The organism is Thermovenabulum gondwanense (genome assembly GCF_001601575.1).
Classification (GTDB): Bacteria; Bacillota; Thermosediminibacteria; order Thermosediminibacterales; family Thermosediminibacteraceae; genus Thermovenabulum; species Thermovenabulum gondwanense.
In genome coordinates this window covers 60,907-73,640 of sequence record NZ_LOHZ01000033.1, presented here as the reverse complement: position 1 = coordinate 73,640, position 12,734 = coordinate 60,907, and the positions used below count along the sequence as shown (strand labels likewise).

The window sequence follows — 12,734 nt, the reverse complement described above, 5'->3', positions numbered from 1 at the left end:
GACAATTTAGTCAGATTAGGGATAAACGATGTGAAAGCATGGGAGTATGCCAATACAAGAAAAGGCTATTGGAGGATATCCAACAGCCAGATATTAGCAACTTCCATAACTAACGAATACCTTGAAATGGAAGGCTTTTTAAGTCTAACGAAGAGACTTTCGATGGCATAATAGATTCTGATGAACCGCCGTATACCGAACGGTACGTACGGTGGTGGGAGAGGACGGTAGGTAAAATAATTACCTACCTCCTACTCGATTCTTTATCAAGTTCTTCATCAAATAAGCTCAAAAATATCTCAACTATTTCCGGGTCAAACTGGGTTCCTGCATTTCTTTTTATCTCGAGGAGGGCTTCTTTTGCACTCTTTTGTTCACTGTACGGCCTTCTGGATGTCATGGCGTCAAAGGCTTCGGCTACCGACAAAATACGACATAAAAGAGGAATTTCCTTCCCCTTCAATCCAAGGGGATACCCTCTGCCGTCCCACCTTTCGTGATGTTTTAATATAAACTCCGCTATCCCTGCCAGGTCCGGAGACGAAAGGGCTATTCTATAGCCTTTCTGAGAGTGCTGTTTTAATATTTCCCATTCTTCCTCGGTAAGGGGTCCTTTTTTATTCAAGATGCTGTCGGAAATGGCAACCTTCCCGATATCGTGCACTTCCGCCAGCAGGGCAAGGTCCGAAAGTTCCTTGGGAGAAAGACCCAGGTTTTTGCCTATTATAAGGCTCAGATCCTTTACCCTTTGCGCGTGGCCTTCGTTAATATAATCCTTTTCCGCCAGTATGGACATCAGGACATTTAACGTCTGTTTCCTTATACTGTTGCTGTTTAAAAGTTTATCCCGGTACATTAGTTCGTCGGCTCTCTTTAAAACATCCTTTAGATTTTCTCCTTCATTTTCCGCGGTAGCATATCCTATGGACAGGCTGAGGTAAAGCCCTTCCTGAGCTTCCCGCTCATTGAATTTCTCGATATTATCTTTTATTCTGCTTACTATTTTTCCCGCATCCGAATTGGAAGTCCTGGGAAGCAGCAATGCAAATTCGTCTCCTCCGATTCTTGCAAGGATATCCGAAGACCTTATAGAGCGAAGCAAAACCTCAGAAAATTTGATAAGCAGCTTATCTCCCTTATCGTGTCCCAAAGAATCGTTAATCAGCTTCAGTCCGTTCAGGTCCATCATAATAATGGAAATAGGATATTCCCTGCTTCCCGTATACCTTAAAAGTTCTTCTTCAAAAAATGCCCTGTTGTAAAGCCCCGTCAAATTATCGTGCAGGCTCATATACTCTAATTTTGTCCTGTATTCGTGAATCTCTGTGATGTCAGTGTAAATACCGTAAATCCCTATTATCTCTTCATTAACCTTTATCAATATCCCTCGTATATTTACATAAATCGGCTTACCGCTTTTTGTGTATCTAATTCCTTCCACGGAGAGTTTTTCATCATCGAACACCATTTGGGTAAGTTTTTTCGCGTTTTCCAGTTCTTCTTTTTTGTTAATTAATTCGTCCACATCCCTGCCAAGGCATTCCTCTTTGCCGTATTCAAACAGCTTTTCGAAGGCCGGATTGACGTCGACGATGCGGTGATCTTTATCCAGAAGAACTATGGCATCGGGAGAATGGTTGAAAAGTGCCCTGAGTTGCTCCAAGTACCTTTTTTCTTCCGTTATATCCTCATAAAACGAGAAGGCTCCCAGGACCTCTCCATTTTTATCGCTCACCACAATATCCTTCATTTTTGCTATTACGGGAGTTCCATCCTTTTTATACCTCACACCTTCATAGGAGAGGAAGTATTCCTCACCCTTCAGTATTTTTTGAGCCCTGTTTATATCGAACATAAATCTTTTAATTACCGTCTCATCAAAAATACTCTTTCCTATTATTTCTTCCCTGCTGTAGCCGAAGATTCTTTCAAAGGCAGGATTCACTTCCCTAAACACCCTGTTGCTGTCATAAAAGACGATTCCATCCCGGGAGTTTCTAAACAGCGCTTTATATCGCTCCAGCTCAAATTCCAGCATCCTCCTGTAGTTTTCCAGCTCCGTAATATCGCTAATAACCCCCGTAAACTTTTCGTCTACGTACTTTCCCTGTATTAACAAATATTTCCTTTCACCTTCTAAATCCCTTGCCCTTACCTTTACTTCAATATTTTTTGTTTTACCGGAATAAGCTTTTCTAATTGCATCTAAGAGCATCCTTCTGTCTTTTTTCTCCAAACTCCTTAGAACTGTCCTGTATCCGCAGACGACTTCACAGCCTTTAATCAATTTTGCGGCATTTTCCGTTATATAAAATCTTCTACTTTCAATGTCGTATTCCCAGACGCAGGTTTCGCTGGCTTCAAGAGCAAGCATGAGCCTTTCCTGAAGCTCTTTTATCCTCTGTCCGGTCGTTCGAAGCTCTTCGAAACTTGCCGTCAATTCCTCGTTTTGAGCATATATCTCCTCATAGGCTGCCGAAAGCTCTTCATTTGCCTTCCTTATCTCGCTGGTTCTCTTATCGATAATATCTTTTAACCTCTTGTTTAAATAAATTAATAGAAAAATTATCGACAGCAAAAAAACTGATATCACGGCCATTGTGTAGAAATGTTTCCTTATTGCCGCCTTCACATCATAGGGCTCCTCGCCAAACCATTTTTTTATAATCTTATCGTAAATCCCGTCTTCCACCATCTGATTAATACCGTAGTTAAAAATATTTAAAAGTTCCGTATTCCCTTCTTTAACTGCAATGCAGTAAAGCGTCTCACTTATGGGGTCTCCAACAATTTTAACCTGGTCTTCCAAATTATATTTTTTCAAAAAATAGCGAGCTGTATATTTATTCCCTATGAAAGCATCCGCCTGACCATCTATTAAAAAAAACAAGGCTTCTTCCTGAGATGACCCCCGTAAAATATCTATCCCTTCCATATTCCTTACTATTTCTTCAGCAATGTCTCCCTCCTGAATCGCCACCTTCCTGCCTTTCAGGTCTTTCAATGAGCTAATTTCGTTATCATCCCTGCGCACAAGGATAACCCGGGAACTTACCAGGATCGGACGGGAAAAATCGTATTTTTTATCCCTTTCTTCGCTTTTGGACATCCCCAGGAGAGCATCCACCTTACCCTCTTCCAGGGCTTTTAAAGCATCCGCCCACTCCATAGGTATGTATTCCACTTCCAGCCCGGTGTATATAGATATTGTGCTCATAATATCAATGTTAAAACCCTGAAAGTTCCCCGACGAATCAACAAATTCATAGGGCGGAAAATTTCTATCACCGGCTACCGTAATTTTTTGATCTTGGCTGGCAGTAGCACAGGAAAAAGATAAAATAAAAAGGAATAAGACCAGAGGTATTTTTTTAAGCGCAGAAGTTATTTTCTTACTATTTAACAAAGAAATCACCTCAAAAAATTTATGAAACCGTAACATTTGTAAATCTTTCGGATATTTTAATTATAATACATTTTTAAAGCAATCAATACTTTTTTTGTTAACTTTTTTTCACCTCATCATCCTTTTTCCTTTCGGAAGCCTTTCCTTTTTTATAATAATCTAATATGGTCTTATCCAATTTACGGCTTATTTTCAAAAGTATCTCTTTGTCAAAATGCATGTTTAAAGCATTGTTCAAAATATGTTTAAATTGCTCTATTTTTCTCAGGTTATCATCCATTATTCCACCTCTCCGAAACCCTTTTTACATCATTTTACATCATTTCCCTTCTTTTTGCAAATAATATTTATATGCTGTGAGCAAATTCCAATTAAGATTTTTGTCGGATAAAGTAGAACTGAGGAGTGAAAAGAATGGAAAACTATTCTAATAAATATGATTTAAGGTCCATAGGAAAAAGAATCCGGGAAGAGAGAGAAAAGTTTGGACTTTCCCGGGAAGATTTCGCGGAAATTGTCGGTCTTTCGGATTATTATATCGGCCAGATCGAACGAGGAGAACGCCAGATGAGCCTTCCCGTTTTAATAAAAATGGCTGGTTTGCTGCGCCTATCACTGGATTATTTAATTTTCGGAGAAAATTATTATTCTGCTGAACACTTAAGGGAATCCCTCTCAGATAAACAAAAACAAAAGGCTGACTGTCTGGAAGAAATTGTTGAGCTTCTTAAAAGATGTTCGAAAAAAGAATTGGAGATGATAAAGAAATTGTTAAAAGTTATTTTGCCTTATTTAAATAAATTTGATTCCATGCCATAATTACTTTTATGTCAATGAATGCACCATAAAAGGGCTGCCGTAAAGCAGCCCTTTTTCACTCAATAGCTTTTATAAGCCTTGGTTTTTGTTTTGGTGCATCGTATACGTAAACTGCATCGTATTCCAGGCCATTTTTTTCAATAAAATCGCATATTTCGCTTTCAGGTATCCCTTCCACCTTCGCTGCTACACCGCAGCTTGTACTTATCTCCCTGGGGACGGGCACCAATTGAAAATTAATTTCCATGCCTTTTAACTTAGATTCAAATTTCAGGGCATGATGCACCGAAGGAAAGGTTATCATAAAAAAAGGATATTTTTCAGTCAATTTCATCTACCTCGTTATTTTTATAATATATTCGCCTTCCAGATTTATTACATCCACCTTGAAACCAGAACTTTTCGCAAATCGGGTTACATTTTCTTTAGCAGTAGGATTATCCACTAAAACCTCAAGAACATCGTCTTTAAAATCTTCAAGGGCTTTTTTAGTCATAACCACCGGCATCGGGCAGGAAAGGCCTCTTACATCGATTTTGCTTGCCATGAGCTTTCGCCCTCCTTCCTCACATTCATTACCGCAGGGATATTTAAAAGAGCAATTGCCGTTAACAATAATATCCCCGTTATAACAGCTATTTTACCGTTGGTACCCACTCCCTGAACCGAAGCTGAAATGCCAAAATTGTGAGAAAATGCGGCCCCTACCAGCATTCCCAAAAATGCAGCTCCCGCATCGGTATCGCCTTCTCCCGATAATATACACTGCCTCAAAGGACATCCTCCTAAAAGTATTGAACCAAAACCTGCCAAAAACATTCCCAAAAAGTTCCACAACTCCATTGTATGAGCAATGGGCTGCTGGGCAAAACCAAGTTTAAACTTGCCAAAAGCTATGTTCAAAATCAAACCAGCAACGAAAATTCCTACAAATCCTGAAAATAGATGAAAATCTTTTAACAAAAATATATCCCTTATACCTCCAGCCATACAAAGGCGGGACCTTTGTGCCAATGCTCCTACAATTAAACCCGCAGCAAGGGAGATTATAAAAGGGGCTCTCATGGAGCCAGGGCCTTTGGCGCTGAAAAATATAAAGGATGGAGCCACTAATACCAGTATGAGGAGTACAACTGCTATAATAGGCATTATATAACCGTTGCCCTTTGAAAGCCTATAACTTCTGCCAAGGGAAAAACCCTTCTTTATAAAAATTAAACCGTAGTAGATTCCCGATGCAAACCCAAGAAAAGCAAAGAAAGCATTGAGGTCTCCAGCGGATAGCCTTAAAACCATTCTAAGCGGGCAGCCCAAAAACACAAGAGCCCCTACCATTACGAAAAAGCCAATTATAAATCGGGTTAAGGTTGCCGACCCTCCACGGGCATTAAATTCCCCATAGGCTAAGGAAATAAGGAATGACCCTAAAATAAAACCGGGCACTTCGGGTCTTAAATACTGCACCACCTCCGCCCTGTGAAGCCCCAATCCACCTGCAATATCTCTAATAAAACACGCCACACACATACCCATATTAGCAGGGTTACCCAGTTTTGTCAAAATTACAGCTATAGCACCTATAACAATTCCGGATAAAACGACAAGTTTCTTTTGATCCAAAGATGAGCACCTCCTAAGTTTTTTTTGTAAAATTTTTCACTAAATAAATTTTATAATATTTTTATAATGAAATTGATTGTGTTTATAAATACTTTTTTTGTTTCTTATAGATTAAATCAATAGAGGTGCTCAATAAAAATCAAAATTCCCTTCGTTCATAAATTTTTACCGATACCAGAAAGGAAACCCCGTATATAATAACTGCAAAAACTATTAAGGCTGTAATTATATAAGTATCATTAAAACTTTCTAAAATCCAAAAGTAATTTTTTAATGCAGGAATAATCCACCCTATGCTAAAGAACATCGCGAAAAATAGAAAAATATTTAACATTTTTGACCTGTAATATCCCATTTTAAAAAATACAGGAAGATAAAAGCTGTTTATGAAGATAAGGGAAAACATAGCCCCTACAATCCCCTCCAATGTTATGGAGTATAATTTTAAAGGCAAGAAAAGAATTTTTAAAATACCGGTAATTACCGCATAATAAAATATCGAAATAACAGCAAAAGCAAAAACCGATAAATATCTTGCAAAAACAACGGTACTTCTTTTACATGGAAGAATGTTCAATAAAATATCCGCATTACTTTTATCATCATAAGCACAGGCTGATTGCAGCATTATGTAAGATAACGCTACCACGCAAGCGGGGAACATAGCCTCTCCCACCTGTTGAAAAGCCAATATTATTATTAAAGTATTAACTATGCCATATATCAAGGTAAACTTTTGAACCAATATATCCTTTTTAATAAGATTAAACATTTATCTTCCCCCTTGTAAAATAAAACATAATATCCTCAAGGCAGGGCCTTTCAAAAATAACCTTATCTTGCAATAATATTTTGGCAGTCTCCCTTTCCTTAACAAGCCCCTCAAAGCCAAACTTATTCTCTCTTATACCTACAAAATATTTTTTGATATCCTCGTCAAGAATATCTTTTGGTCCTTTAACTATCGAATAATATTCAAAAATATCATCCTTGGGACTGGAAAATACTATACTTCCGTCATTTATAAAGGTTATATAATCCGCTATTTTATCCAAATCTGAAGTGATATGGGTAGATATAAAAACCGATTTATTTTCATCCTGGATGAATTCGGATAGGAAATCCAGCAATTCGCTTCTCACAATGGGATCAAGGCCGGAAATAGGTTCATCCATTATTAAAAGTTCCGCATTATGGGATAATGCTACGGCAAGGGAGAACTTAATCTTCATACCCTTTGATAATTCCTTTATCTTTTTTCTTTTCGGCAAAGAAAAATCCCGTATCAAATCATTAAAAACCCTTTCATCCCAATTTTTATAAAAGGGTGCTATTATACCCTTCATTTCCTCAACGGTAAGTTCTTCGTAAAAAATACTTTCCCCAAAAACAAAACCTATTTTGTTTTTTATTTCTATTTCCTTATCCGCATCATCATTGTTGTACCCAAAAATTTTTACTTCTCCTGAATCCTTTTTGAGTAAATTCATAATGAGCTTAATCGTTGTGGTCTTTCCTGCTCCATTTGGGCCTATAAACCCCATTATATACCCTCTATCCAAAGTAAAGCTTATATCCTTTAAAGAAAAATCTTTAAAATTCTTTCTCAGGTTTTTAACCTCCAAAATGGGAGCCATATTATCCCTCCTCGTAAAGAATTTTTAACATTTCCTGCATTTCTTCCAAAGAAAGCTCGATGGATTTTCCGGCCATTACAGCTTCTTCCAATTTTTCCTCCACGATCTTTAACCTCATTTCCTTCAAAAGCTCTTTATTCTTTACCGCTATAAAAGAACCCTTGCCGTGAACGGTTACTATATACCCATCGTTTTCTAACTCCTGATATGCCCTTTTTACCGTAATTACGCTTATTTGCAGTTCCTTTGCCAGGCTCCTGATGGAAGGCAGCATCTCTCCTTCCGCAATTTCTCCCTTCATTATCATGTTTTTAATCTGCCGAACTATTTGCTCGTATATAGGCTCCTGCGAGGAATTCGAAATGATTATATTCATTAATCACCGCTCACTCCTTTCTTCAGTACACTACTGTATATACTGTATATATACAGTATATTATCAATAATAAATTTTGTCAACAAGGTTGATTAAGCCCACCAAATATTTTCATTTATTTATCCTAAAAATATAAAAAGGATGGGTAAAAACTTTTTTAAATTTTTACCCATCCTAAATTTTGACGTTGAAAACTGTAAAGCTATTCCTCAAACCGGTATATTTGTTCTTTTGTAAATACATAATCAGGGGTATATAGTTTATCCTTAAAATTTACAGAATACCAGGGGTTATCATCACTATTTTCCGGATTTTTCAGCACATGTATTTCCTGGGCGGGCATATAACCCTGGGCCAAAAGAAATATTTTCTCACCTGTGTTTTTATTCTCCGCCATGTCAACTACAATTACGCAGTGGCCGGGGCTTCCCCCTTCGAGGAATACGTCGCCGATGCTTAAATCCTCCAAAGAGACCCTTTTCATCTCCTTTGACAGAGAGAGAGTCCCGGCGTAGGCAAAGACCATGTCCAGGTATTTCCTGAAAGTCGTGTAATCACCGTTATAGCTTTCCTTTTTAACCCAGCTTGTGTTATTCCCTTCCACCCTTATCCTGTAACCTTCCCGCCACTTTTTATAATCTGCCCGAAAACCGTTGGTAAAATTAAAGTGAATTTTATCGTAATAGCCCCTTTTATAAAGATACTCAGCCCTGAGCCTTATCACCGAATCGGCGCATTGCATTAAATCCCTTTGTCCCACGTCCATATCAATTACGGCTACATGCACATCCCTTAGTTTTACAAAACCGTTATAATACTTAACCTTGGAACCATGGGGTTTTAAGGGCAAATTTCTCAAATACTCTCCAAAGGAATCTTCCGGGAGTTTTATTCTCTCAAATCCTTGCGGTACTATAATTCTTTCCTTAATAGTCTTTCCTTCTTCATTTATGAAATCATCGGCCTTTCTTTCTAAAGGCTTTTCTGGATTTTTTATAAAATTTTTCTCTTCGTTAATCATTTTTTCGCATGCGGTTAAAAGTAAAACCGCAAGCATAATAATTAAAATTATTCTTCTCTTTTTCATCCTTTTACTCCCTTATTAAAATTTTTCTATTTTACATAATAAATAAGCCCGGGAATAATTCGCCCCTTTTTAACCAAGGACTCCACTTCCCCTAAATATTCTGCACCCATTTTTATATAAAAACCTTTTGCTTCAGGGCTCGTTACAAAGGTAAAGCTTTTAATACCTTTTTCCTTACAATAATCCACTAAATGACCCCACAGCATCCTCCCGTATCCCTTGCCTATATAATCGGCGTCAATATAGAAAAACTCCAGATTCACCTCATCTTTTTCGAATAAAAGGCCGTAAAAACCCAAAATCTTGTTCTTATCCTCCAGAACAAATACGGGGGAATTTTTTATATATTCTTCGGTTACCCTGTATTTTTCTTTAAATTTTTCCATATATTCCTCATCGTATCCCCAGTATGCTTCCGATTTTACGGCAAGTTCGGATAAAATCCTTGCTTCCCTTTCCGTTGCGGGTCGTATAAAAGCCAAAATTTTCACCTCTTCTTACAGCCTGTTGTCATCCGGTATTACCTTTTTATCCTTACTGAAAAAAGAACTCATCCAGGCGGGTTTTTCCGGTGTCTTTCCTTCTTTTAATATTTTCTGCCATTCTTCATCGGTTAATCTCTTATTTGATACAAATTCAAAATAACTGAATACCGCTCCTCTTGTGAGGTAAAGCTTTCCGCTTATTGGCACTACCACATATATTTCGTAAGCTGGTCCCACACCCACCTCAAAGTATCCTCCCTTGCTGAATTGATTGGGTGCAATCGTATGAATATCCGCTATGGTCGCCATGTTTTTATCCGTTTCCGAAGTAATCTCAAACCACCTCAATCCATCCCCGGCAAAGGATGCGGTAAGGCTTTCTAAGGTGCCCCCGAATAGCTGAAGCCGGTAGTATTCGTCTTCGGTAAGCTCCTCATCCCTCAATTCCTTCATCGAGCAGTTTATTAAAAATTGAAGTAAATCTTCAAAGATTTCCATCTTACTTTCCACCGCAGCATCAAGTAGGCCTCTTTCCTTAAGATTTATCCTGGAAAATCTGGTCAGCCACAAAAGCTTATCGTAAACCTCGATATTCGGTTCGACATAAGCTTTTATATCCGTGAGCTCTTCGCCCCCGCCCATTTCTGCACCGCTTTGCTTGCCGTAAAGCACTGTATCGTGTTTGAGCTGTGCCCAGCTTCCAAGAGCAGTAGAAAGGGATTTATCAAGCCAGGCGGTATTTCTCATAAATGAAGGGTACCCTTCGCCGTATTCCTTTAGTAAACCTTTTAATGTCCATATCCAGCCGAAATAAAAGTTGGACTTCCACCTTTCCTCTTTTATTCCGTCAAACTTTTCCTTTATTTTTTTCAGTGCATCAATATACCCGGGCCACTTTTCCTGCTCTTTATTTATACTAACCTGTATGTCGTAAGCCCTGTTTGAGCCCAATGCCGCCATCACATCAAGCCCGGACGGTATGGGCCTTATTATGGGTTCTACCATTTCCTGAATAATTTCAGCATCAGGAACGTACCTTTGCCCCAAAAATCTAAACTGTTTGCTAGCAGGAGTGCTTACCGAAGTATATTTTGGTTTTATCAAAGGCTCGGGTAATTTTTCCGCTTCTTTATACACCCTTTCTATTTTATCGTTATCATCCAGTTTTTCTATATCCGGCTTTTCCCCGTAAACCTTTAAAAGCAAATCCCTGTAATGATAAATATTCAGATCATCGGCTAAGCCTACGTAAAAATAAGTGGGGGTATACAGGCTTTCCCAGAGCTTAATATCGTTTTCTCCTTCCTTTTGCAAAAACACGCTGTAGGTTATCAAAAGTGCCTGAAGGGTTTGCTCCACAGTCCTCTTTCCTTCGTTATCGTAAAAGGGAAAGGGTGCCTGCCCGTACCACATCAAAGACTTAAAGTACCTTTTCAAATCATCGCTTCTCGTATAGTGTCCCCTCGGTACATACTGGCTGTAATCCAGTTCAAAGGGGAATATATTTGATTTAGCAAAGCCTTCCTGCTTTTTTATTAGGTCAAATTCCTTTAACGCCATTTCCTTTGCTTTTTCTGGGATTTCCTCCGTGAGCTCTTTTTCAAGAGCAAGCTGTGCCACCGCAAAAAAGGCTATGTTTTTTAGCTGGATATTTTTAAGGTTTTCGTTTTTCAATGTATTGTAAAGGTATATGGATTTTTTAAGCATGTTTTCCGTAAGTTCCTCTAAAACCGGCAATAGCTTTTCGTTTTCCAGCACCCTCAGGGAGTAATCGTAAAATATGTGATAGACGTGCAGTACCGAATCTGTTGTAATAAAAGATGGGATGTTTTTGTACTCATTTTTTTCATAAACATAAAAAAGCTGCTCTTCTTCGGAAGGACTTACGAAAAACCCGTTTTTATAAAGCAGTTCCTTCTGCTCCTTTGTAAATTCCCCAAACTGCTTTAAATTAACCACATTCGATAAATCTTCCCTTACTTTGTATGGCTTTACCATTGTATCAAATTTCGCTGGTTCAAAGGGGACATTGATTGACTTTCTTTCCGCCTCTGCCGTAAAATTTACCTTATACTCGACCCTATTACTTTCCGAATTTATGTTGTTCTCTACATTTTGTTTAGCACATCCGCTAAATACCAGCATCAAGCAAAGTATTAAAATAATAAACTTTTTACCGAACATACTATACCCCCTCTAACTTAAGCCTGAAATAATATCTTTTACCTGTTATCCTTATACTCAACTTTCCTCCCTCATATTCCATAATCCCCCAGCCGGAAGCTTTTCCGTCCTTTACACTTAGAAGAACCCTTTTTTCTTCCTTTACAATTGAATCTATTTTGTCATATACCCTGCTCTCGGAAAAAAGCTCAAACCCAAAACCCTTCCATTTATATGCGCTTAGAATTTTTTTGCCGTCCTTTAAGGTTTCTACGGATAAGAGTTCATCCTTGCCATCATCGTCAATATCAAAAAATACGTAATCATCAAAAGGCCTTGAAAGCCTGGAACCCCTCCACTTTGGAAACAGTCCCCCTTCGTTTAATCCGTATATAAAAGGCCTTTTTGCCATAACGGGATGAAGTTCTGCTTTTTTATATACCCCTATGGATATTTCCAAATTCTCGTCCGCATCCACATCGGCTATCTGAACTTTCCAGGGATTGAAGACCTTCATTTCCTCAAATAGCTTCAATTTAATGCCGTCCTCTAAGGTTAAAATAATAAAGTTTTCCCCGTAGTTTTCATTCCTCTTACCCGTTATCAAAAAAATTTCGTCGGTAAGGTCTTTATCCACATCTCCCGCACAGCTGCTTAGTATGTAATCATAATTACTCAAATTATACTGCCATATCTCATTCCCTTCTTTTGAAAAAACCTTTACTGAATCCTCGCCGATAAATGAAATAAGGTTCTTTCCTCTATATTTAATTAATAATGGGGTTGTTAATTTATCAACGGAAAAATTGATTAATTTTATACTGAAAACATCCTCGCATTTTAATAAGCCCTGAATGTAAAATCCCAAAATTTTGCATGTAAAAAAAGTGACCCTGCCTTTTTCATTTTTCACATCTACTATCCCGACAGGAGAAACAGAATTCATAAAAACTATTAATAAGAATAAAAAAGCTACTAAAAATATTAACCGTTTTCGCAGGTTCTTTTGTAAGTAAATATTATTTCTAAAATTCATATGCTTAAATCCTTTATTCTTGGATTTTTTTAATTTTATCACATTATTTATTAATTCTTTTTATATTGTTAAAATTCCTGCAAGGAATTTGCGCAAAAATAAAAA

At 37.8% G+C, this 12,734-nt stretch carries 13 protein-coding genes and 1 pseudogene; 2 read left to right on the top strand and 12 right to left on the bottom strand.

Annotated features, from left to right (window positions below; genetic code table 11):
* Window positions 1–171, top strand: a pseudogene (locus tag ATZ99_RS12315) (group II intron reverse transcriptase/maturase); the annotation flags it as partial.
* Window positions 172–244: 73 nt separating this feature from the next.
* On the opposite strand, the gene ATZ99_RS07885 reads toward ATZ99_RS12315, so the two are convergent.
* Window positions 245–3,406 carry a PAS domain S-box protein gene (locus ATZ99_RS07885; protein ID WP_068748696.1) on the bottom strand — a complete coding sequence of 1,054 codons (3,162 nt, stop codon included), beginning with the start codon at window positions 3,404–3,406 and terminating at the stop codon, window positions 245–247.
* A 97-nt stretch (window positions 3,407–3,503) separates the two neighbouring features.
* Window positions 3,504–3,686, bottom strand: coding sequence for a Spo0E family sporulation regulatory protein-aspartic acid phosphatase (locus ATZ99_RS07880; RefSeq protein ID WP_068748695.1), 183 nt, complete (start codon window positions 3,684–3,686; stop codon window positions 3,504–3,506).
* Between the two features lie 134 nt (window positions 3,687–3,820).
* On the opposite strand from ATZ99_RS07880, the gene ATZ99_RS07875 reads away from it, so the two are divergent.
* The gene (locus ATZ99_RS07875) at window positions 3,821–4,225 is read left to right on the top strand and encodes a helix-turn-helix domain-containing protein (protein ID WP_068748694.1); all 405 of its coding nucleotides are present in this window, start codon (window positions 3,821–3,823) and stop codon (window positions 4,223–4,225) included.
* Window positions 4,226–4,280: 55 nt separating this feature from the next.
* Here ATZ99_RS07875 and ATZ99_RS07870 read toward each other — a convergent pair whose 3' ends face one another.
* The 10 genes from ATZ99_RS07870 to ATZ99_RS07825 all read right to left on the bottom strand — a co-directional run bounded on the left by ATZ99_RS07870 (window position 4,281) and on the right by ATZ99_RS07825 (window position 12,629).
* Window positions 4,281–4,553, bottom strand: a complete 273-nt coding sequence (locus ATZ99_RS07870) for a putative Se/S carrier protein (protein ID WP_222927096.1) — start codon at window positions 4,551–4,553, stop codon at window positions 4,281–4,283.
* Between the two features lie 6 nt (window positions 4,554–4,559).
* Window positions 4,560–4,772: a sulfurtransferase TusA family protein gene (locus ATZ99_RS07865; RefSeq protein WP_068748692.1), complete on the bottom strand. Its 213-nt coding sequence runs from the start codon at window positions 4,770–4,772 to the stop codon at window positions 4,560–4,562.
* Entirely contained in the window at window positions 4,751–5,845 is a 1,095-nt protein-coding gene (yedE, locus tag ATZ99_RS07860) for a YedE family putative selenium transporter (RefSeq protein ID WP_068748691.1), read from the bottom strand. The genes ATZ99_RS07865 and yedE overlap by 22 nt, the downstream gene beginning before the upstream one ends.
* Window positions 5,846–5,984: 139 nt before the next feature.
* Window positions 5,985–6,617 (bottom strand): ABC-2 transporter permease, encoded by a 633-nt coding sequence (locus tag ATZ99_RS07855; protein ID WP_068748690.1) that lies wholly within the window; start codon window positions 6,615–6,617, stop codon window positions 5,985–5,987.
* Window positions 6,610–7,482 (bottom strand): ABC transporter ATP-binding protein, encoded by an 873-nt coding sequence (locus ATZ99_RS07850; protein ID WP_068748689.1) that lies wholly within the window; start codon window positions 7,480–7,482, stop codon window positions 6,610–6,612. Before ATZ99_RS07850 ends, ATZ99_RS07855 begins: the two co-directional genes overlap by 8 nt.
* A gap of 1 nt (window position 7,483) precedes the next feature.
* On the bottom strand, window positions 7,484–7,858 hold the full coding sequence (locus ATZ99_RS07845; protein ID WP_068748688.1) for a GntR family transcriptional regulator: 375 nt from the start codon (window positions 7,856–7,858) through the stop codon (window positions 7,484–7,486).
* Between the two features lie 202 nt (window positions 7,859–8,060).
* Window positions 8,061–8,945, bottom strand: coding sequence for a DUF4846 domain-containing protein (locus ATZ99_RS07840; protein WP_068748687.1), 885 nt, complete (start codon window positions 8,943–8,945; stop codon window positions 8,061–8,063).
* A 26-nt stretch (window positions 8,946–8,971) separates the two neighbouring features.
* A complete protein-coding gene (locus ATZ99_RS07835; RefSeq protein ID WP_425428304.1) occupies window positions 8,972–9,436 on the bottom strand; it encodes a GNAT family N-acetyltransferase in 465 nt (154 codons plus the stop codon).
* Window positions 9,437–9,442: 6 nt separating this feature from the next.
* A complete protein-coding gene (locus ATZ99_RS07830; RefSeq protein ID WP_068748685.1) occupies window positions 9,443–11,614 on the bottom strand; it encodes a DUF3160 domain-containing protein in 2,172 nt (723 codons plus the stop codon).
* Window position 11,615: 1 nt separating this feature from the next.
* Window positions 11,616–12,629: a hypothetical protein gene (locus tag ATZ99_RS07825; protein ID WP_068748684.1), complete on the bottom strand. Its 1,014-nt coding sequence runs from the start codon at window positions 12,627–12,629 to the stop codon at window positions 11,616–11,618.
* Window positions 12,630–12,734 lie beyond the last annotated feature (105 nt).